17 protein-coding genes are annotated in these 21,257 nt (G+C 70.0%); 9 read left to right on the top strand and 8 right to left on the bottom strand.

Features of this window, described 5'->3' with window-relative positions; translation table 11 throughout:
* Positions 1-204 precede the first annotated feature (204 nt).
* The 4 genes from ACLQ20_RS21100 (at position 205) to ACLQ20_RS21085 (ending at position 5,045) form a co-directional block, all read left to right on the top strand.
* On the top strand, positions 205-2,193 hold the full coding sequence (locus ACLQ20_RS21100; protein ID WP_425857378.1) for a LodA/GoxA family CTQ-dependent oxidase: 1,989 nt from the start codon (positions 205-207) through the stop codon (positions 2,191-2,193).
* A complete protein-coding gene (locus ACLQ20_RS21095) occupies positions 2,190-3,287 on the top strand; it encodes an FAD-dependent monooxygenase (RefSeq protein WP_151452306.1) in 1,098 nt (365 codons plus the stop codon). Before ACLQ20_RS21100 ends, ACLQ20_RS21095 begins: the two co-directional genes overlap by 4 nt.
* 110 nt (positions 3,288-3,397) lie before the next feature.
* Positions 3,398-4,492, top strand: a complete 1,095-nt coding sequence (locus ACLQ20_RS21090) for a peptidoglycan recognition protein family protein (RefSeq protein WP_151452305.1) — start codon at positions 3,398-3,400, stop codon at positions 4,490-4,492.
* 58 nt (positions 4,493-4,550) lie between these two features.
* Positions 4,551-5,045 (top strand): GNAT family N-acetyltransferase, encoded by a 495-nt coding sequence (locus ACLQ20_RS21085; RefSeq protein ID WP_151452304.1) that lies wholly within the window; start codon positions 4,551-4,553, stop codon positions 5,043-5,045.
* Between the two features lie 40 nt (positions 5,046-5,085).
* On the opposite strand, the gene ACLQ20_RS21080 is transcribed toward ACLQ20_RS21085, so the two are convergent.
* Genes ACLQ20_RS21080 through ACLQ20_RS21065 form a run of 4 tightly spaced genes read right to left on the bottom strand, consistent with a single transcriptional unit; the run spans position 5,086 to position 7,435 of the window.
* On the bottom strand, positions 5,086-5,622 hold the full coding sequence (locus ACLQ20_RS21080; protein WP_151452303.1) for an RBBP9/YdeN family alpha/beta hydrolase: 537 nt from the start codon (positions 5,620-5,622) through the stop codon (positions 5,086-5,088).
* A gap of 38 nt (positions 5,623-5,660) precedes the next feature.
* Positions 5,661-6,140, bottom strand: coding sequence for an SRPBCC family protein (locus ACLQ20_RS21075; protein ID WP_358118548.1), 480 nt, complete (start codon positions 6,138-6,140; stop codon positions 5,661-5,663).
* Positions 6,137-6,499 carry a metalloregulator ArsR/SmtB family transcription factor gene (locus ACLQ20_RS21070; RefSeq protein WP_425857374.1) on the bottom strand — a complete coding sequence of 121 codons (363 nt, stop codon included), beginning with the start codon at positions 6,497-6,499 and terminating at the stop codon, positions 6,137-6,139. The genes ACLQ20_RS21075 and ACLQ20_RS21070 overlap by 4 nt, the downstream gene beginning before the upstream one ends.
* 60 nt (positions 6,500-6,559) lie before the next feature.
* Positions 6,560-7,435 (bottom strand): alpha/beta fold hydrolase, encoded by an 876-nt coding sequence (locus ACLQ20_RS21065; RefSeq protein WP_425857373.1) that lies wholly within the window; start codon positions 7,433-7,435, stop codon positions 6,560-6,562.
* Positions 7,436-7,501: 66 nt separating this feature from the next.
* On the opposite strand from ACLQ20_RS21065, the gene ACLQ20_RS21060 reads away from it, so the two are divergent.
* Positions 7,502-7,678 (top strand): hypothetical protein, encoded by a 177-nt coding sequence (locus ACLQ20_RS21060; RefSeq protein WP_192581206.1) that lies wholly within the window; start codon positions 7,502-7,504, stop codon positions 7,676-7,678.
* Here ACLQ20_RS21060 and ACLQ20_RS21055 read toward each other — a convergent pair.
* Positions 7,675-8,169, bottom strand: a complete 495-nt coding sequence (locus ACLQ20_RS21055; RefSeq protein ID WP_425857371.1) for a hypothetical protein — start codon at positions 8,167-8,169, stop codon at positions 7,675-7,677. The two genes, ACLQ20_RS21060 and ACLQ20_RS21055, sit on opposite strands and share 4 nt — an antisense overlap.
* A 2-nt stretch (positions 8,170-8,171) precedes the next feature.
* Complete coding sequence (locus ACLQ20_RS21050) at positions 8,172-8,849, bottom strand: hypothetical protein (RefSeq protein WP_151452298.1); 678 nt, start codon at positions 8,847-8,849, stop codon at positions 8,172-8,174.
* A gap of 556 nt (positions 8,850-9,405) precedes the next feature.
* Here ACLQ20_RS21050 and ACLQ20_RS21045 point away from each other — a divergent pair.
* On the top strand, positions 9,406-10,011 hold the full coding sequence (locus ACLQ20_RS21045) for a YdeI/OmpD-associated family protein (protein ID WP_151452297.1): 606 nt from the start codon (positions 9,406-9,408) through the stop codon (positions 10,009-10,011).
* Between the two features lie 694 nt (positions 10,012-10,705).
* Here the strand turns inward: ACLQ20_RS21045 and ACLQ20_RS21040 are convergent.
* Together ACLQ20_RS21040 and ACLQ20_RS21035 are read right to left on the bottom strand one after the other, a co-directional pair.
* Positions 10,706-11,278: a hypothetical protein gene (locus ACLQ20_RS21040; RefSeq protein WP_151452296.1), complete on the bottom strand. Its 573-nt coding sequence runs from the start codon at positions 11,276-11,278 to the stop codon at positions 10,706-10,708.
* Positions 11,279-11,289: 11 nt separating this feature from the next.
* The gene (locus tag ACLQ20_RS21035) at positions 11,290-12,303 is read right to left on the bottom strand and encodes a papain-like cysteine protease family protein (RefSeq protein ID WP_192581205.1); all 1,014 of its coding nucleotides are present in this window, start codon (positions 12,301-12,303) and stop codon (positions 11,290-11,292) included.
* A 1,699-nt stretch (positions 12,304-14,002) separates the two neighbouring features.
* Between ACLQ20_RS21035 and ACLQ20_RS21030 the strand changes: the two genes are divergently transcribed.
* The 3 genes from ACLQ20_RS21030 (at position 14,003) to ACLQ20_RS21020 (ending at position 21,256) form a co-directional block, all read left to right on the top strand.
* Positions 14,003-15,493: an argininosuccinate lyase gene (locus ACLQ20_RS21030; protein WP_425857369.1), complete on the top strand. Its 1,491-nt coding sequence runs from the start codon at positions 14,003-14,005 to the stop codon at positions 15,491-15,493.
* A 93-nt stretch (positions 15,494-15,586) separates the two neighbouring features.
* Positions 15,587-17,887 (top strand): pyridoxal-phosphate dependent enzyme, encoded by a 2,301-nt coding sequence (locus tag ACLQ20_RS21025; RefSeq protein WP_425857368.1) that lies wholly within the window; start codon positions 15,587-15,589, stop codon positions 17,885-17,887.
* Between the two features lie 9 nt (positions 17,888-17,896).
* Positions 17,897-21,256, top strand: coding sequence for an AMP-binding protein (locus ACLQ20_RS21020; protein WP_425857366.1), 3,360 nt, complete (start codon positions 17,897-17,899; stop codon positions 21,254-21,256).
* Position 21,257: the final 1 nt, after the last annotated feature.

The raw sequence follows: 21,257 nt of genomic DNA, 5'->3' as shown, positions 1-21,257 counted from the left end.
GGTGGCCCCGAGCGGCCAAGGAGCCCGAACATCTCAGACGGGTGGCCGCGCCGAGCGGGTGTGGTCAGTTTGGTGGAGAAGGCGGGTGGTCGGTCTTTGCACCCGACTGCGGGACACGGCCTGATCCCGCTGAGCAGCACCAGATCCGCCGCCTGACGCCGTTCGCCGAATGCAAGCCTCCGCAGCTCGCTAATCTCCTGGTGGATGCTTGTTCCGTCAGATGGAAAGCGAAAGATTCTAATGGCAGAGGAAATCATCCGCGCGGCTGTTCACCCGGCGATCGGTGTGGCGCGGGTAGGCAACAGCGACAGTGAGTATTTCATCGGCCCGGAGATGCCGGATCCTCCGCCTCGTGAACCGGGCTTCTACCGGGACCGGTCCGGGGCGATCAAACGTCAGGCCGCCCGGTTCCGGGTGTACGGGTACAACGCCAAAGGCCAAGTGGTCAAGGAGATCCTTCCCCAGGAGGGCACGTCCCTGCGCTGGAGCGTCGAGCTGGCCAACAAGAAGGCCGCCTGGTACCAGTTCCGGCTGGCGATGGACATCCCCGAAGCCGAGCAGGCCAAGAACGCCGAGCTGCGCAACGCCGACGTGCCGCGCGCCGAGCGTGACCGGCTGGAGATCAAGCCCGGTCCCCGCGAGGTCAGTGGTGTCAATGTCAGCACCGGTGCTGTCTTCGACACGGGAAAGTTCATGGGCATCCCCGTCTATCTCGGCGAGCTGCACACCGATGAGGAAGGGCGGCTGCTGGTCCTCGGCGGCAAGGGTGCCGCCGCTCCGTACGACAAGAAGTACGAGACGCTGAAGTCGTATGCCAACAACGATGGTTGGCACGACGACGTCTCCGACGGACCCGTGACCGCGAAAGTGACCATCGACGGCCGCGAGATACCGGTGGATCCGGCATGGGTCATCGTCGGACCGCCCGACTACGCGCCCGGCGTCAAGAGCGTGCGCACGTTGTACGACCTGCTGTTCGACATGCACGTCGCCAGCGGTGTGCTGCCCTTTCCCGAGGTGTCGTTCCACGAGCACATCGCGCCCGTATTGCGCCGGATGACCGAGCTTCAATGGGTCAACCACGGGTTCGCCACCCGGTTCGGCTGGGGCGGGGCCGACTACTTTCTCGACGACTCCGTCATGGCCAAGCTCGCCCGTCCCGATCAGCAGTACGCGGAGCTGCGCACCCAGATCTACACGGCGCTGCGCCACATCGACCGGGACGGGATCTCCCCGGTGCCGTGGCCATGGATCTACGGCGACGCCATGTCGGTGCCGCCCCGCTCGGTGCGCCACCACGTGACGTTGTCACCCGCCCAGTACCGCATGTTCCGCTACTGGGCGGCGGGCAGGTTCGTGCCGGGCGACCCGCCCGCCTCCGGCAGGCAGTTCCGTGACGTGGCACTGGATCTGCAACCGGAGACGCTCGACCGCGCGGCGCTCGACTTCTGCCTGGCCGACGCGTTCCACCCGGGTTGCGAGGTGACCTGGCCCATCCGGCATCCGTCGATGTACCAGGGCCGCTTCCGCATCCGGCACCGGCCCAGCGGCTGGCAGGAGCCGTTCTACGGGCCCTGGCTGACCCCGCAGACCGCGATGGCGGTGGACGGCCCGCTGTACGCCCAGGCTCCCGGCGACCTCATCCGCTGGATGGCCGTGCCGTGGCAGACCGACACCTCTGAGTGCCGTTCCGGCTACGCCAGTCAGGAGGAGATGGGCTTCACCGCCGGGTTCGACCCGTACCTGCCGACGTGGTGGCCCGCGACCGTGCCCAACCATGTGCTCACCGAAGCCGACTACCGCACGGTCATGGACACGCACCAGGACATCGAGGTGCGGCGCAAGGCATTCGAGCAGCGGGCGGTGTGGTTCCGGGCGCTGCACGGCGACGATGAGCAGCAGCACAAGCAGATGGTGGAGGTCTGGTCCAAGCTCGGCATCGTGGAGACCCGCGACGGCCCTGACGACGGCACCTTTCCCGCTGTCATGCGGGTGGAGTCCACGCCACTGCTCGACCTCGACCAGGTGCCGTACACCCGAAACCTGATCGCCCTGCACGTGCCCGAGACGGCCGACGGTGCAGGGGTCTCCGATGACGAGGTCGGATACGTCATCGAGCAGAGCCCGTTCGACTCCGACGAGGTGCTGGTGGGCCGCTTCGACAAGGTCAGCCCGTACCGGGACCAGCGGTGAGCGAAGGCGGCCCGCCGCCCGATTCCTGGTACGACGTCGTGGTGGCCGGCGGCGGTCCCGCCGGTACCGCCGCCACCGCGGCCCTGGTCTGCGCCGGCCGCTCGGTTCTGCTCGCCGACGCCGGCCACCGCACGCCGCGGGCCGGGCAGGCCCTGCCCGGGGCGGCCCGCCGCATGCTGAACGAGCTTGGCCTGCCCACTCCGGACGCGGCCGGCGGCCACCAACGGTGCCTGGCCAACCTTTCGGCCTGGGACTCGGAAACCCTTGCCCGTGTCGACACGATTCTCGACCCGTATGGGCACGGCTGGCACCTGGACCGGCCGCTCTACGACCGCCAACTACGCGCGGCCACCGTGGCCGCCGGAGCCCGGGCCCTCGACGACACACGGGTCGCCGAGGCCGTGCGCGAGCCGGGCGGTGCGTGGACTCTGCGGCTGCGCACCGCAACGGGGGCCCGTCGGGTCAGGTGCGCGTGGCTGGTCGAGGCGACCGGCCGGGCCGGGGCCATCGCCCGTCGCCACGGCGGCCACTACCAGACCACCGACCGGCTCATCGGCGTCGAAGTCCGAGTTCCCGCAGCCGATCCGGTCCCGGCCGCCTCGCTGGTCGAGGCGGCGCCCGACGGGTGGTGGTACGCCGCGCCCGCTCCGAACGGGCACCGGGTGCTCACCTACTTCACCGATGCCGATCTGGCGCCGGCGGACCTGCACCGGCCGGTCCGGTACCGGGCGCTGCTGGCCAGGCTCCACCATGTGACGGCTCCTGTTCAGGATGTCGGAGAATGGTCCCCACCGCGGCGGGTCGCCGCCCACAGCAGCCATCTCACCCTCCCGTACGGCGACGGGTGGATCGCCGCTGGTGACGCCGCCATCGCCCTCGACCCTCTCTCCAGCCAGGGCATCCTCACCGCCCTCTACGCCGGGCTCGTCGCCGGCCGAGCCATCGACCGGCACCTCCGCGGCGAGCGTGACGCCCTACCGGAGTACGCCGCGAACCTTGCCAGGATCCGGGCGGCGTACCGCCGCCACCACCGCGACGCGTACAAGAGGGAACAGCGGTGGACCTCGCGCCCCTTCTGGCGCCGGCGCCGGTAGTCATCTCCGCGGCCACGGTCTTCGGGCAGCACGCCGGTGCCGCATCCGCCTACCGGCAGCTCCTCCAGGCGGCCCCGCGACCCACTCAGCTTCGAGATCATGGAGGATCAATGGTGATCAAGCGCGAAACCGACACTGCCGACGCCGTGCCCAGCGCCATGTTCCCCTGGATCATCGACTGCGGCAGCTGGGGTGCCCGCCGGCCGAAGCCCCCTGGGGTGGTGCTGCTCGAAGGCACCACCCGGAAGATCATCCTTCACCACACCGGGGAGCCGGCGCACAACACCACCGACTTCTCCCGCGAGCGGGCGGTGAGGTTGGCAAAGGACATCCAACGATTTCACCAGGACGAGAGGGGCTGGTCCGACTCCGGGCAGCACTTCACGGTCAGCCGGGGTGGTCATGTGCTGGAAGGACGGGCGTGCAGCCTCGAGACGCTGGAGACCGGCCTGGCCCAGGTCAGATCGGCGCACTGTCCCGGCCGTAACCACGACTCGATCGGCATCGAGAACGAGGGTTTCTACATCGAGGAGACCCCGACGCAGAAGCTGTGGGACTCGCTGGTGCGGCTCTGCGTCACGATCTGCCGGCAATACCAGCTCAGAGCGCACCACATCTTCGGCCACTGGGACTTCCGCAACACGCAATGTCCCGGCATCGGCTTCTACCGCCAGTTCCCGCAGCTGCGCCGCGAGGTGGCGGCCCAGCTCGGCACACAGATCGGGGAGGTCCCGGAGCGCACCTGGCCCGACATCTACGAGGTCGCCGAGGGTACGCCCGTCGGGGGCCCGGTGGTTACCGTCGCCCAGTACCTCCTGCGCAACGCCGGTTACCCCGTCCCGCTGACGGATGGCGGGCAGTGGTCCCCCGAGATGACGTCAGCCATCAAGGACTGGCAGCACAGGCACGGTCTTGCGGTCTCGCCGGACGGGACCATGACCGCCGGAACCTGGGAGACCCTCGCTCCTGAGCTGGACCAGCACGCCACTGGCGATGTGGTCAGGGCGCTGCAAGGCATCCTCATCGCCAAGGGATACCTGGGGGTCGGCGTCGACGGCCAGTTCGACGATGCCACCGAGAGTGCCGTCAAGGACCTGCAGAAGCTGCACGGCCTGCCCGCCAACGGCGAAGTGGACACCAGGACGTGGTGCGTCGTCACTGGCGGCGTGATCCGCGAAGCCTTCAGGGACGCCCTTCATTCGTAGCGCCCATGCGACAGGAACCAGGTTGCCTGGTCTTCGCACCTGCGGCAGCCTTCGCGACGTGATCGAGACGCGTGTGCTCACCGAGGGCGATTGGAAGACCTGGCGGGATCTGCGGCTCGCCGCGCTGGCGGAGGCGCCGTACGCCTTCGGTTCCCAACTGGCGGATTGGCAGGGTGACGGCGACCGGGAGGAACGCTGGCGCGGTCGGCTGGCCATTCCCGGCTCATACAACGTCGTGGCGACGCTCGACGGGCATCCCGTCGGCATGGCCAGCGGGGTGCCGACCGATCAGGATCGCGTTGTCGAGCTGATCTCGATGTACGTGGCGCCGGTGGGACGTGGCCAGAGTGTGGGCGACCTCCTCGTGCGGGCGGTCGAGCAGTGGGCTCGGCTGGTTGGCGCGAGGACTCTGCGCCTGGCCGTGGCGGAGGGCAACAGGAACGCCTGGGCGCTCTACCGGCGCAACGGCTTCCGTGACACGGGTGAGCTCGGCGACCTCATGCCCGACGGTCTGCGTAGGGAGCACATCATGGCCAAGGGGCTCACCGCTTAGCGGACCGGTCCGACGGGTCGGTGCCGTCGCGCCGGCGGCGTCAGGGGATGAGCCGGTCGAGCAGCTCGAACCGCTCGTACGGCTGGTCGTAGTCGCCGAAGTGCCCGTCGTCGCGCACGATCTGGGTGCCGCCGAGCCGCTCGAACATGGCGCGCCCCTGCCGGTCGTCGCAGCCGTACGGATCCTCCCGGGAGTTGATGAAGTAGATGTCGCGTACGTGCGACCGGATCGCGGCCCAGTCGTAGCCCTGCTGGAGGACCGGTTCCTCCTCGGTGTTGGGCCGGGTGCAGTATCCGGCGACCAGGATCGCCTGGGCGACGGTCACGTCCACGTGTTCCAGGAGCGCGAGCAGGAGGGCCGCGCCGCCGGAGTGGCCCACGAGGACCGTGTCCTCGTCGAAGCTGTGCCCGTTGAGCACCTTCGGCAGGAACGTGGCGATCGGCTCGACGTTGATGCCCGGGTGGTGCGGCACCTCGACGGCGTATCCCCGGGCCGCGAGCCGCCCTGCCAGCCAGGGATACCAGCACGCGTCCGGGTTGCCGCCGGTCCCGTGGAAGATGATCGCGCTGCGCCCCACCGTGCCCCCTTCGGATCGACGTCCTGATCACATCACCTCTACCGCTGCGCTTCGAAGTGCTCCTTCATCGCGGGGTAGTAGTCGTCGAAGTCCGGCGCCGGCCGGCCGTCATGGGAGGCGGTCAACGCGTCCAGGTAGTACTCCCAACCGGGTCCGACCTCGCCGACGCCCTCCGTGCCGGTCAGGTGCTGCGTGAACCGGAGCTCGGTCACGCCCGCGCTTTCGACCAGCACCAGGTCCAGATGCCAGCTGCCGTGCTCGTCCACCGCGGAAACCGCCAGCCGGTGCGGCGGTTCGCACGCGTCGATGGTCATGTCCATCCAGGGCTCGCCCTCCTCGTACGCCATCTGGACCTTGATCGTGCGTCCGGGCGCGGCGTCGCCCTGCCACGGGCCGAACCAGCGTGCGGTGCGCGCCGGATCGGTGAGGCTGGCCCAGACGTCGGCCACGGGAGCGCGGAACGTGCGGGTCAGCACGAGGTCGTCGCCGATCAGTCGGCCGGTGGGTGTGGGGCTCATGCGGTCTCCTTCTCCGATGGGTGCCGCTTGGCGGCCGTCTGCCGCTCGCGGCGGGTGCGGTAGACCTCGGTCTCCAGCGCGTCGAGGCGGTGCAGCCAGCCGGACGGGCGCATCAGCCGTCCCAGCCACCCGGTCAGCTCGTCGAGCGGCGCGGTGACCAGCGTGTAGACACGCCTGCGTCCGTCGGCCGTGTCGCGCACCAGGCCGGCCTCGCGTAACACGCGCAGGTGACGGCTGACGGCCGGCCGGCTGATCACGAACCGGTCGGCGATCTGGCCGGCCGAGAGCGGTTCGTCGCGCAGCATCAGCAGGATCTCCCGCCGAACCGGATCGGCGATCGCGGCAGCCACCTCGTCCACGCCGAAAGGGTAACCAGGTTGTTACGCTTTTGGCAACGTCGCGCCCACGGGTGGACCGGCTCACGCGTTGTCGCGCACGAACGCCCGCATGAGCTCGGCGCACTCCGCCGCGTGCGTCTCCAACAGGAGGTGGCCACCGTCGTAGATGTGCGCGTCCAGGCGCTCGAGAACGCGGTGGTAGGCGAGGACCTCGTCGACGTCGAAGTACGCGTCGTGCCGTCCCCACAGCACGAGCGCCGGCGGCTGGTGAGCGCGGTGGTACGCGGCGAGCTCATCGAAGCGGGCGACGTGGTTGGCGTAGTCGGTGAACAGCGCGAACTGCGCGTCGACGTTGCCGGGCCGGCTCATGCGCTCCCAGTCGAGGTGCCACGACTCGGGTGCGTGCAGGGCGCGCAGCCGTTCGGGCAGCCCGGCCAGGTACTGGTCGCGGGTACCGGCGAAGTTCAACCAGTCCGGCAGGTCGGCGCGCTTGGCGTCGGTCGGGTCGGCCCAGTAGGCCCGGGCGCTGTCCCACTGCTCGCCGAGGCCGTCCTGGTGCGCGTTGCCGCTCTGGACGATCAGGCCGCGGATGCGAGTCGGGGCGCGGGTGGCCAGGTGGTATCCCACCGGCGCGCCGAAGTCGTGCAGATAGACGAAGAGGCGTTCGATCCCGAGCTGGTCGAGAAGGTTCTCGATCGTCCAGGAGAGGTTCTCGAACGTGTAGTCGTAGTCGTCGACGGTTGGCGACGAGGACATCCCGAAGCCGGGCAGATCCGGCGCGATCACGTGCGCGACGTCGGCGAGTGTGGGCATGACCTCGCGGAACGTGTGCGACGAGGAGGGGAATCCGTGCAGCAGCAGTACCGCCGGCTGGCCGGGGCGCCCGGCCTCGCGGAAGAACACTTCCAGTCCGTCGACGTCGGCCCGTCGATGGCGGACCTTCTGGACGGCCCGCATCGCGTCCTCCTCCCGGCTGCCCCGGCGAGGGGCAGCATGCCGACATCGGCTCCGAGTCTGGCGAGTGTGGTGCCGGTGGTCACCGTCGCGTCCGGCTACGGCCGCGAGGATCAGATGTACGCCCAACAGCAGCCGGACACCGACACCGCCCAGCCCATCGTGCCGGACCCGAACCGACGTTGCCCGGCCAACTCGACATCCGTCTCCGGTTCCGCCGCGATCCGCGCGGCCCGCGATCTCTAGCCGGGAGGGGCCGCGATGCCGAGGGCCCCGGTGAGCTCGACGATTCCGTCCCCGAACGGACCCGGGCGCTCCTCAAGTGCGCTCGCGAGTCGATCGGGGCCGGCGACGAGGCCCGCCTTCTCGGCCCATCGCAGCAGTCCGGCGGCGGCCTGGCTGTTGAGCGGATCGAACCTGTCGTCGTCGACGAGAGCCCGGACGACCTCCTCGTTGAGGTAGAACTCGACGGCCTCGCCGGCGGGGTCGGCCGCCGTGGCGAAGGCGCAGTCGCTGTCGAAGACCGACAGCGCGATGGCCGGTGCCGTCGTCTCCAGCGCGAGGTCGTTGGCCAGGTCGTCGGGCGAGGTGTCGTCGACCGGGCCGAGGAACCCGATCCGCCAGCCGTCGGCGCGGACGTTGTCGGTCACGGCCACGAACAGGTCGTCGACGCACGCCAGTTCGTCGAGCCGCGTGTCGCCGGTGCGGGCGATGATGACAAGACCGGAGTAGCCCACGATCATCCCTGCCGTTCGGTGAGGCGCTGGCTGGCGAGTGCCAGGGCGTCGGCGGCCAGCGAGTCGGGGCTGTGGTCGTGCCAGCCCGCGGTCTCGGCCGTGACCGCGTCCACGTCGCCGCGCTGAGCGTGCGCGTAGGCGCGGATGACGCCGCCACTCCAACTTCCGTCCGGCCAGCGGCCGGCCTTCCACCGCCCGGAGGCGAGCTGCTCGGCGCGGGCCCGGGCGGATCGGTCGCGGTCTGCCTCGATGGCGGCGAGCATCGCGTCGAAGTCGCCCAGCCAGCTCTTCATGCGGGGCAGGTTCTCCGCCAGCCAGGTCCGCACGATGGTGGCGGCGCGTTCCGCGTCGGCTTCCGTGGCCAGCGAGAACGTGTGGTCGGGCAGCTCCGCGGTGTCGTCGGTCGCCACCAGTCGGTGGTGCCAGACGCTGTGGTGCGGCATGGTGTCACGGCGCGGATCGTTCTCTCCGAAGTAGTACCGCAGGTGCGGGGCGAGCAGCACTCCGACGTTGATGAAGAATTCGACCTCTCCCCTCAGCGCGGTGGTGCGCTGGATGTCGAGGGCGATGCCGTTGCCATCCGGGTCGAAGTACCGGAAGACCGGCCCGCGGCGGATGAAGCCGGCGGCTGCCAGGTCGGCTTCGATGAGTTCGACGAACCGTCGTAGCAAGGCGTTCACGAGGCGGCACGGTACAGCGCGTCCCCGACAGGCCGCAGATCGTCGACCGACCTCCTGCACGCCGAGACCGGGACGAAGATCGACCTCGGCGCGATGCCCCCGGAGAGTGTTGCTCGATGCCGAGCAGCGTGGGCGCGGCTCACCGGACGTCGGACGTGCGTCGTCCACGGCAACCCAACAACCCTGGCAACGTCCGCATGACCGCGAGCAGGTCGCGCTGATCGACTGGGACGAGTCGTACGTCGACGTCCCCGACCTCGTGCTGCCCGGCAACGCCGCCGGCCTCGACGACGGCGCGCTCGACATCACCGGGCAGGCGTCGGCCGCCTGGGAAGCCGCCGTCGCTGGGACGACGAGTACGCGGTCAGGCGGCTCGCCGAGGTTCGAGCGGTCTGAGAACGCGTTCGAGGAGTGGGGTCATTGGCGGCCGAGTGCGCACAGTTCCACAGGGCGTGGACCGAAGAGGGATCGCCGAACGGCATGCGCCGGCAGCCCGACGAGCCGGGCTGTCCCACAGGCAGAGGCTGCGGCCACGGCGCAGCGATAGCCTGCCGTCATGGTGAGCGCCGAACTGGATGAGTTGATCGTCGTGGACGCCGAGTCGCTGCGGGCGTGGTTGTCGGCCAACCACGCCACGTCGCCCGGTGTCTGGCTCGCCCTGACCAGGAAGGGCGGCACGGTCACGACGCTGACCTGGCAGCAGGCGGTCGACGAGGCCCTGTGTTTCGGCTGGATCGATGGGCAGGCTCGTAAGCGGGATCAGGAGACCTCCTGGATCCGGTTCACCCCGCGCCGGCCTCGCAGTTCCTGGTCGCAACGCAACGTCGCCCACGTGGCGCGGCTGGAGGAGCAGGGGCGGATGCTGCCCTCCGGCCGGGCCGCGGTGGAAGCCGCGAAGGCGGACGGGCGGTGGGCGGCCGCCTACGCCCCGCCGTCGGAAGCCGAGGTGCCGGACGACCTCCTCGCCGCCATCGCTGCCGACCCCGCCGCCCAGGCCATGTTCGACGTACTCACCAAGACCAACCGGTTCGCTCTCATCCACCGTGTCAACGGGGTCAAACGGGCGCAGACCCGCGAGCGGAAGATCGGCGAGTTCGTCGCCATGCTGGCCCGTCACGAGACGATCTACCCGCAGAAGGCCAAGCCTCCGCCCACGCCGTGATCGGCATTTCATGATCATGGACACTGATCTGGCCACGAACGGTGCTGGGACGGGCTGGCGCCACGTGTCGGTCAGCTGGCGAGCTGGTCGCGGCGGCGGGTGAGGTAGGCCCGCTCCGCGACGCCGGACACCGCGACGAACCGCAGGATGAGCGCCAGCATCCACCATCTACGCACGTGTGACCCCCTGACCGGCTTGCACCAGCCCCATGTCGCGAAGGTGCCTGCTGTTGGATCGCTCCAACGCGACTGATGCGGAGTTCTCCAGCCGACCAGCCCTCGCTGTCACGGATACGAAGGGTGGGGATTCCGAGCAGGCCATGGGGTCACAGGCGCGACGCTGACGAACCACACAAGGCAGAAACTGCTCATGGTTACCGGTGGAGGCGGGGGTCACCCATTCCTGTCGGGCTATGCGACGGCCGGCCATCTGTTCGCCGAGCGGCTGCGCGCCCGCGCAGGCGAGGTTGCGATCGGCCGCAGGGTGGCTCGTCTGGCGCCGGGAGGGAGCTGGCAGGTGGGTCGAGGCGGCCCGGACGCCGTTCGAGTCCGACGCCAAGGCGGTGGTGGCCACGATGCGGGCCCGTGGCGACAGGGGCGACTACGAGGTCTCCGAATGGTCCTGATCGCGGGCCCCGCCGGGCCGTCCGCACCGCCTGCCGGGGCCAGGGTGCGGCCCTGGCCCCGGCAGGCGGTTAGGCGGAACTTTCGGGCGGGCTCATCTTGCCGGCCAGTTTGCGCAGGTCGTCGAGGAACACAGCCGGGAGTAGCGGCTTGCCGTCCTTGCCGATCGGCGACGGAGCCAGCGGCACCAGCAGGTCGACCAGCGGCGAATGCAACCAGAGCGCCATCACATACAGGGCGGACACGCGGAGCAGGCGCAGTTCGAAGCTCGCCGCCGCTACCTGGGGCAGCCGGTTGGCGATCTTCAGCGCCTTGTCGGTGGCGGCGACGAACGGCCCCTCGGTGAACTGCGCCACCTCGTGTGTGCCGTCCGGCTTCTCGGCGGTCTCGGCGCTGGCGATGAGCTGGCCGCCGTCGACGACCAGGAACCGCCAGCCGACCGGCTGCGCCTGGTCGAGGCCGCCGCCGGCGGTGACGACGTCCAGTCCGAGGGTGAAGACCTGGTGCGGGGTGTTCAGATCGAGGTTCTCCTTGCGGGCCTGGCGTAGGGCCTTGGTGGAGAATCGACCGCTGTCGGCGAGGGCGTTCAGCTTCGCGCGGACCTTGTCGGGTACGCCCTGCGGGTCGGGCATGTGCACCGGCATTCCGTAGCTCCTCAGGCCTGCGTCTTGTAGGTGTGGGTCCAGCTACCACTGCCCTGGTACCGGTTCCGGAAGGCCTCGTACGTCACGTCCGAGTCCCCGTACCACGGGTCCCCGACGCTCACGTACTCCACGCCGTCGGCGACGTAGCGTCCCCGTACCACGAGGATGTGCCCCCCGCCGCCGGCCCAGGCCGTGTTTATCGCGAACGGCCGGGACTTGGCCAACTCGGCTCCGACCTGGGCCGGGGTCAGCACGCCGACCAAGCGCTCACGAAGGTGCCCGACCCGCTGCATCGGCCCCTCCGGCCAGGAACCCTGGTTGCACGGCCAGTTCGCGCCGGCGTCGCCACAGCAGTTGTTCACCCCGCGCTCCGCGTTGACCAGCGAGCACTGGGTCCAGTTCGTGTTCGCGTTGTAGAACGCGGCGATGCTGACCGCGCTCGCCGCCCAGCACCACTGGGTCTGCACCTGGGGCTGCATGGCGAAGTTCAGCCGCTGGTCGACCATGTTGATGAAGAACTTCTCGTGCGACCCGCCGTTGGCGTTGTACTGACAGTTCACCGTGCCGCCACCGTTGCCGTTGTTGGCGGTGAACCCGGAAGCTTCCATACGCAGGTACACGTTCGGGAAGGCTGCCGACTCGAACGACATCGACCCGTCCGCCTGCGCCTTGGCCTTGAACCGCTCGTAGGCGCTGGGCGGGCTGCCGGCCGGGGTGAACTGGCAGTTCACCGTTCCGCCACCGTTGACGGTCTGCGAGGTGACACCGGTGCCGTCCATCCGCACGTACACGTTCGGAAAGAACACCGACTCGAACGAGTACGTGCCGTCAGTTTGCCTGCGGACCCTGAACCGCTCGAAGTCGCCGACCGGGGTGTACTGGCAGTTGACGTACCCACCGCCGGTGGAGGTGGCGGCGGTCACGCCACCACCGGCCAGTCGCAGGAACACGTTGGGAAATGCCGTCGACCGGATCGTCACCGGGGTGTCGTCGAGCGAGGCGAGGTCGGGCACGGACAAGGGCATGTAGCCTTTCTCCTTTCGATTGTGGTGTTCCCGGGCAGGGCGCATCCGCGTTCGGAGAGCACGGCAAAGGGCAACTCGTTCTTACTGTGGCGGCGGCCCGAATTGGCGCACGGGAGGCGAACAGATCCATTCGGATCTGCGCGCGGAAATGAGGCAACTTGCGGAGTGGAAGTGAGCCGATCGGTCCGATCCAGTATTCGTCACGCTCGGCATTCACGCAAGGTGCGCAACCAACTACCTCTCGTGATCGCGCGGGGTGCGGCCCGTGATGACCCGATTGAAGATAATGCTTGTTTCCGTCCTGGTGAGGCCCGGTGTCGCGTAATTTAGGTCAGTATTCGCCCTTGTTGGCGTGGGTTTCAAGGACCTCGACATTGACCCAACGGGTCTTGTCAAAATCTCGCTGGCGGGGTTGATCCAGGTGAGCCGGGCCGGGACGAGGTCCGGATCCGGGCGAAGCCTTCCTGCTGCGTCCCGCGCCGCCGTACCCAGCAGCCGCTGCATCGCCTGCGGATCGTCGTGACCCGCCCGTTCCGCGAGGGGCCAGCAGGTCTTGCGTTCTATGCCCGACAGCTGCCCTTCCACGAACTGCGCCGCCGCCGCGCGCGGCCCGGCCCGCACGAACCGGTCAGCAACACGTGTCACGGCCTCGTCCAGGATGACCCGCCACCCGGCGGGGTCTACGCTGCGGCACACGGCCGCCGCACGATCTTCGGTTGTCCTCAGGAGCCATCGATGATCAACGCGGTGGCCGTCTTCATGCCCGCGCCACGCCCAACGCCGGAGCCAAGTGACGTTGGAGTACCAAGCAGACCAGTGCTGGTGGAGCACTGGTGCGCCGCGACCGTGAACGAACGCCAGCTCCTGCTCGTCGAACTGCGGGTGTCGCGCGCTGGGCCGGTGAACGACGGCAAGGAGGAGTACGCCCTACCCGCCGTATCGCCGTCCCACAATGCCTCGATCGCCAAGACCGGCTCGATGAGCCGTGCCGCCGGCACGGGCGGTGGAAGGGAAGTCGTCGCCGTCCGGGGGGTCGGAACGCCATGCCCGCCCGTACGGTCGGTAGTCGCGGGTGATGCTTCCAGTTAGCGCCATCGACGGAGCCTGGAATTCCGCTTGAAGGGGCCACGTGCAGACAGGCACTGTCCCGTGTCGGCTGACGAGGGGATGGGGCCGACCAAATCCCCTGACACCTTCCGAGTTTCCACGCGCCAATGGCACTCGTTCGTCTTGGCCGTGAGCCTGCCAGCAGTATCAATGGCCGTGGGTGGCCCCGGCCGGGGGGAAAGCTCCCACCATCGTCAGGGTGCCCAGGCGGGTGCTTCGGAGCCGGGTGCCGGGACGAACAAATGCGACCCGTATCAGACATAGCGCGCGAAATGCAGTCCCTTGCGAGGCATGAGGCGCGCGGCTAATCTCGCCCCATCGAAGACCGCGCATTGGCACGAACTGCCGATTCACGCTCCGTTGCCTGCACGAGTTCGTAATCGCTCCACGGGGGAGTTGGGCTCATGTCTGCTGACGGCAAGCGTCGAATTCGTCCAGTGCCGCCGATCGCGCCTTCCTTGTGAATCGTCGCACCCACCACAGGTGACTGTCCTTCATTCGAGGCGGTCCGATCCGCAGGCGATGTCACGCGCCCCAGGGCGCGGATTCGGGTTGCAGTCCGGCCGTGCAACTCCGTAACGGGGGTCTTCAGTTGCAGCTCGTTCCCGAGGGCTCCGCCCTGATGTCAGGACGGTTGTCCAGCGGTCCGTCCCGGCAGGTGCATGACGAAATCCTCCGACCGCAGTTCGACTTCGACATGACTCACCTGCTTCCTCACTATCTCGCTGTGGAAGTGGTTCTCCTGCTCGAGTACGAGCGGATGGGAGTCATCACCGGCGATCAACGACGAGACATCGCGGACAGACTTTGCAGGATCGACGAGTCCACGCTCAGCGCGGACCCCGCCACCAACATGTCCGACACGTCGATGGCCATCGAGCAGTGGGTGCATGGTCAGTTGGTCGAGCCGGTCCCGGCCTGGCACGTCGACCGCAGTCGTAACGACTCTCAGGCGACCGCACACGCTCTCGCGGCACGCGAGTGGTTGGGTGGGGCGGCGGAGGACCTGCTGGGCCTCGGCGAGGCTGTCCATCGACTCGCCAACGGCACGACCGACCTGCTGATGCCGGGATACACCCACCTCCAGGCGGCCCAGGTGATCACTCCCGGCTTCTACCTGGCCGCCCTCTCCCAGCAGATTCTGCACAACCTGCGCCGTTGGCTCGCCACCTATGACGGCAACGACCTCTCACCGCTCGGCGCGGGCTCGATGGCCGGCCAACAGTTGCCCTGGGACCGGCATCGCATGGCGCACCTGCTCGGCTTCGCGGGACCGGTTCCGCACGCCCTGACCGCCGTGGCGTCCCGGTCGCTGGCCTTGGAGATGATGGCGGAATTCTCCATTCTGGGTGCCGAACTGAGCCGCTTCGTCACCGATCTCATGACCTGGGGCAGCAACGAGTACGCCTTCATCGACCTGCCTGACGAGCTTTCCGGCATCTCGGCGGCGATGCCGCAGAAGAAGAACTTTCCGATCCTGGAGCGGATCCGCGGAAAGCTGGCGCATCTCGGCGCCTTCGGTGTGGACATCGTCCTCGCCCAACGCTCGACGCCCTATTCCAACATGGTGGAGGTGTCCAAGGAGGCGACCGCGAACCTCCATGTCTCCGTCGCCACCACGCGGACGGCCCTGCGGCTCTTCTCGACCGTCGTCGACAACCTGCGTTTCCGGTCCGACCGGATGCGGGAAGCCTGCCGGCGGGAGTATCTGGGCGCGTTCGCACTGGCGAACGACCTGACCCTCAACGACGGGATCCCCTGGCGCGACTCCCAGATCGTCGTCGGGCAGTACATCGCCGCCGCCATTTCCGCCGACATCCCGCCCCATCCCGGAGACCCCGGGCTGTTGGCCGAGGTCGCCGGCCGGTACGGATACCAGGTCTCCGACGCCGCACGCGTGCTCGCCGACGCCTTCGACGTCGAGAACGCGATTCGTGGAAAGCGGTCGGCGGGCTCGGTCAATCCCCAGGCGTTGGCCGACCTGCTCGCCAGCCAGGCGGACGAGTTCCGGCTCCTCCGGCAGCGGTGGGACGACCGTCGTGAACGGCGAGGTGCCGCTCGGGCGCTGCTCGGGCGTCGATGAGCGTCGAAGCGGGGGAAGAATGACGATCTTGAGCGGAGCAGCCCGGGTGGGCGCGAGCGACGTCGGCACCCACGGACGATCGGGGGCCAGCGCGTGATCTTCCAGAGTGTCGTCGACGCCATCGGGCACACGCCGTTGATCAGGCTGAGGATGGATGTCGACCCGCGCGTCGAGGTGTACGCCAAACTCGAACTCCAGAACCTCTTCGCGATGAAGGACCGGGTCGCCCGCTACGTGATCCTCGAGGCCAGACGGCTGGGCGTGCTCCGACCGGGCGCGCCGATCGTCGAGAGTTCCTCCGGCACGATGGCGCTGGGAGTCGCCCTCGTCGGCACCGCCCTGGGCCATCCGGTGCACGTCGTCACCGACCCCCGGATCGACCCCGTGACGCTCGCCAAGCTGCGCGCCCTGGGCTGCCAGGTGCACGTCGTCGACCGGATGTCCAGCCAGGGCTGGCAGGGTGCCCGCCTCGAACGGCTGCACGAGCTCCTCGAAGCCCTGCCGGGTGCGTTCTTTCCCGAGCAGTACCGGAATCCGGACAACCCGGGTGCGTACCGGTCCCTGGCCGGGGAGCTGCTGGGGGACCTCACCTCCTTCGACGTCCTGGTCGGGGCGGTCGGCACCGGTGGATCGCTGTGCGGCTCGGCCCGGGCGCTGCGACGCACGCTGCCCGAGCTGCGGGTGGTGGGGGTGGACTGCGTGGGCAGCGTGCTGTTCGGTCAGCCGGACGTGCCCACCAGGCTGCAGGGCGGGCTCGGCAATAGCCTCGAGCCCGCCAACCTGGACCGTCGCCAGATCGACGAGGTGCACTGGCTCAACGACCGGGAGGCGTTCGGCGCCACCCGTGACCTGGCCCGCGAGCAGCAGATCTTCGGCGGCAACACGTCGGGCTCGGTCTACCAGGTGTTGAAGGACGTGGCTCGCCGGGCGGAGCCGGGGACCCGGATCGTCGGCATCTTCCCCGATCGCGGCGACCGGTACGCGCAGACCGTCTACGACGACGGATGGGCCGCCGACCGCCTGCACGAGATGGACGCGGCGGACCGGCCGCGTCCGATCAGCCCCGGCGAGGTCGCCGTGAGCTGGTCGCGGACGGACGACGTCCCGCGCACGGACGGCGAGCGCTACCTGTTGTTCCTGGAGGCGAACACGAGCGGGACCGGCGTGCTCGCCCTGAGCGTCGCACGACGGATGGGGCTGCGTCCGGTGCTGCTCACCGACCGTCCCGACCGTTACCCGGGGCTCGCCGACACCGACTGCGAGGTCCTCGTCTGCGAGACGCACGACCTGCCGGCCCTGCGCTCGCTCATTCAGGGCAGGTTCCGTCGTGAACAGCTCGCCGGGGTGACGACGACGAGCGACTTCTACACCGTGCTCGCCGCCGAACTGGCCAACTGGCTGGGACTGCCGGGCAACCCGCCGGCGGCCGTGGCCGCCTGTCGGAACAAGGCCCTGCTGCGGGAGGCGCTGCGGGACAGCGGGATCCGGCAACCCCGCTTCGTCGCGGTGACGGACCCGGCACGGGCCGCTGCCGCGGTGCGCGAGGTCGGACTGCCCTGCGTGGTGAAGCCCGCGGACGACTCCGGGTCCAACGCCGTGCTGCTCTGCGCCACCGTCGAGGAGGCGACCGCGCACGTGGCGGCGGTCCTGGCGATGCGCGTCAACGTCCGGGGCATGCCGACCGCCCGCTGCGCACTGGTCGAGGAGTACGTGCGGGGTGCCGAGTTCAGCGTCGAGGTGTTCGGCGAGAGCACCGGGAACCGCTGTCTCGGGATCACCGAGAAGCGGGTGACCGGCGGGCCGTACTTCGCGGAGCTCGGTCACGTCTTTCCCGCGGACCTGCCGGCGGATCAGGCGACCGAGATGGTGGATGCCGTCCTGCGGGCGCTCGCCACGGTCGGGATGTCACACGGGGCCACCCACACCGAGGTACGCCTCACGCCGTCCGGCCCGGCCATCATCGAGATCAATCCCCGCCCGGCTGGCGGGATGATCCCCGAGCTCTACCGCCTCGCCACCGGCTCCGACCTGCTCGCCGCGCAGCTGGCCGCGGCCGTCGGGGGACCGACCCGGCTCTCCTCGACCACCCACGGGTACGCCGCGATCGAGTTCCTGGTGGCTTCCCGACCCGGGACGCTCCGGGGCACCGTGGGCGGGGCGGAGATCGAGCGCCTCGACGGCGTCGAACAGGTGACCGTGACGGCGTCCCCCGGCACCTCCGTGCGACCACCGCGAAACGGCTACGACCGCCTGGGGTACGTCATCGCCACGGGCTCCAGCAGAGCGGAGGTCGTCCGCCGGATCCGTACCGCCGTGGACCAGGTCCAGCTGCTGGTCGACGAGGACAGCCCGGACGCCGTCAGCGACGAAGCGTCCCTGGCCCCGGCCCACTGAGGGACGACCATGACGCACACCTCGCTCATCGTGGCCCTGTCGGCCTGGGCGGACACCCGAGCGGACGACCCCGCGCTGACCTTCGTCGACAGCGCCGGGGCGACGACCAGCACCACGTACGGGCAGCTCGACGAGGGCGCTCGTACCGTGGCCGGCCACCTGCGGTCGATCGCCGAACCGGGTGACCGGGCGCTGCTGCTCTTCCCACCCGGCCTCGACTACGTCACGGCCTTCCTCGGCTGCCTCTACGCCAACGTGGTCGCGGTGCCGCTCTACCCGCCGGGCCCCAACGCGCGCCTCGACCGCGTCACCACCGTCGTGCGCGACTGCGGAGCCACCCACGCGCTGACCACCGCGAAGCTGGTCGAAGCGCTGTCGGGGCTGGCGGCCGAGCCGGGCGGACCGGCGGTGCACCCGATCGAGGCGGTGCGGGCGCACGCCGCTCCGGTGGGCCCCCACCGGCCGGCGCCGGACGACCTCGCCTTCCTCCAGTACACCTCCGGATCGACGGGCGATCCCAAGGGGGTCATGGTCGGCCACGGCAACCTCACCGACAACCACCGGGCCATCGCGGCCGGCTTCGGGATCAACGCCGACGACGTGGTGCTCAGCTGGCTGCCGATGTACCACGACATGGGTCTCATCGGCACCACGTTGCTGCCGCTGTTCATGGGCGTACCGGCGGTCCTGCTCGACACGTTCGCGTTCGTCCGGAATCCGCTGCGGTGGCCAGCGGAGGTGTCCCGTTTCAGGGCGACCCTCTCCGGTGGACCCAACTTCGCCTATCAGCTCCTGGCGGACCGCTTCGACGCCGGGCTGCTCGACGGGATCGACCTCAGCTCGTGGCGGGTCGCCTTCAACGGCGCGGAGCCGGTGCACAGGCGGACGATGGACGCGTTCTCCGCCGCGTACGCGCCGCTCGGTTTCGACCGCCGGGCGTTCTATCCGTGCTACGGCCTGGCGGAGGCGACGCTCTTCGTCAGCGGCCCCGAGGCGTCGACCGGCTACCGCGCCGGCACCTTCGACCGGCACGCCCTCGAGACGGGCCGGCTGACCGGGGCGACCGGAGCAGCGGGGACGGACCCGGTCACGCTGGTCTCCTGCGGCACCCCGCCACCGGGTACGACGGTCGTCGTGCGCCGCGCGGACGGCGCATCCTGCGCGGCGGGCGAGGTCGGCGAGATCTGCGTGAGCTCCGGCGGGGTGGCCGCCGGGTACTGGGGCAGGTCCGACTCCGCCGCGACGTTCGCCGCCACCGTCGGCGGCCAGCAGGGGACGTTCCTGCGTACCGGGGACCTCGGCGCGATGTACGACGGCGAGCTCTACGTCGCGGGGCGCCAGAAGGATCTGATCATCCGCGCGGGCCGCAACTACCACCCGCACGACATCGAGGCCGTCGCCACCGCGGGCGACGAGCACCTGCGCCAGGGCGGCGCCGCGGCGTTCCAGCCGGAGACCGGTGACCAGCGGGTGGCACTGGTGGTCGAGGCCTCCCGCCGCGGGCTGGCGCGGCTGCTCGCGGACCCCGCGCTGCTCGCGTCGCTGACCGGCGGGTTGCGGCGTCGGGTGGCCACCGAGTGCGGGTTGGACCTCGACGACGTGGTCGTCGTCATGCCCGGCGCGATACCGAAGACCTCCAGCGGGAAGGTCCGCCGGCGTGCCACCAGGGAGCAGTTCGTCGGCGGGCGGCTCAAGCGCGTCGTGCCGGCGGTCCCGTCCGTGGCGCCCGAGCGGGCCGCCGCCGACACCCACCCCGGCGACCGGTCCACTGCGGTGGAACAGCTCGTCCGGCGGTACGCGAACCTCGAAGGGGCCGAGTGGGACCCGTCGCTGCCGCTGGCGGCGCTGGGACTCGGTTCGCTGCGACTGATCGAACTCAAGGCGGCGGTCGAGCGGTTGGTGGACGGCACCCTGGACACCGAGCTGTTCTTCGGCGACCGGTCGGTGGCCGAGCTGGTCGCCGCCGCCGCGAGCCCCGGCCCGGCCGCCGTGCCGCTGCCGGCGGAGACCGGCGCGGTGAGCCCCGCCTCGGCCGGCCAGGTCGAGCTGCACTTCTACGACGAGGTGTCCCGCGGCAACCGGGCGAACAGCCTGGCGATCGCCCTGCGCGTCTCCGGCCGCGTCGAGGAGGACCTGCTGCGGGCCGCGATCGACGAGGCCGTCGCTCGGCACCCCGCGCTGCGCACGACGCTCGGACCGCTCGGATCCGGCGTCCAGACCGTGCACGAGCAGGGCACGGTCGACTGGGAGTGCCGGGCCTTCCCGGACGGCCCCGACGAGGCGGTACGCGCCTACCTGCACGAGCGGGCCTACCGCCCCTTCGACCTGGTGAAGGGCCCGTTGGTGCGGGCCGGGGTGGCGTACCCGCCGGACGGCACGGTGCTTCTCGTGGCGTGTCATCACGCGGTCGTCGACCACTGGTCGCTTCAGCTCCTGCTCGCCGAGATCCTGCCCCGGATCACGGGCGGCAACGCCCCGCCGGTCACGGCGGGACCGGGCGCGGCGGACGCCACCGACTGGGCCCGGCTGCAGCAGCAGGCGCGACTCGATCCCGACCGGCGCGACCGGGTCACGGCCCTGGCGGAGAGGTGGCGGCCACTGCGTGACCTCGTACTCTTTCCGCAACGACCTGCTGGCGGCGGGTCGGCACGACGACGGCCGGACCCGGACCGGCACCGGGCCGGCTGGATCGACTTCGAGGCCGACCCGGACGTCGTACGGACCCTCCACCGGCACGCGGCGCGGCGCGGCTTCACCCCGTTCGTCTCCCTGCTGGCCGCCTACGTTCAAGCCCTGCACGAGGTGACCGGCCAGCCCAGGATCGTGATCGGCGCGCCGCACCACGGGCGCACCGACCAGCGCTTCGCCGGCACCGTCGGCTACCTGGTCAACATGGTGCCCGTCCTCGGTGACCTGACCGACGGGCCCGATCCGTCGGCACTCGAGGAACGCCTGTGGCGGGAACTGCGGGCGGCGCTGTCGACGGCGGACGTGCCCTTCAGCGACCTGGTCCGGGCACTCGCCGCGGATCGGCACGGCCAGAATCCGCTCTTCCAGGCGACGTTGACGCTCCAGCAGCCGGTGGACGGCGGCGACGTCGGACTGTCCGTGCCCTGGAGCCGCCGGCGGCGACGGATCGGGTCCCACGACGTCGAGACGTTCGACGTGCCGCCCGTGGACGTCGCCTTCGCGACGAGCCTCTACGGCGCCCTCGACGCGGGCGGACTCGCGTTCCGCCTCGTCCACCAACGCACCCTCGTGTCCGCGGAGACGGCTGCCGAGGTGTGCCGGCGGTTCTCCGAGAACCTCGCCCGGCTGGTCCGACGGCCGTCCGCACCACTCGCTCACGACCCGGTTCGACTCAGCTAAG

The organism is Micromonospora sp. DT46, assembly GCF_049841735.1.
Lineage (GTDB): Bacteria > Actinomycetota > Actinomycetes > Mycobacteriales > Micromonosporaceae > Micromonospora > Micromonospora reichwaldensis.
The sequence above is the reverse complement of the archived record's forward strand: the minus strand, read 5'-3'. Positions and strand labels throughout refer to the sequence as shown.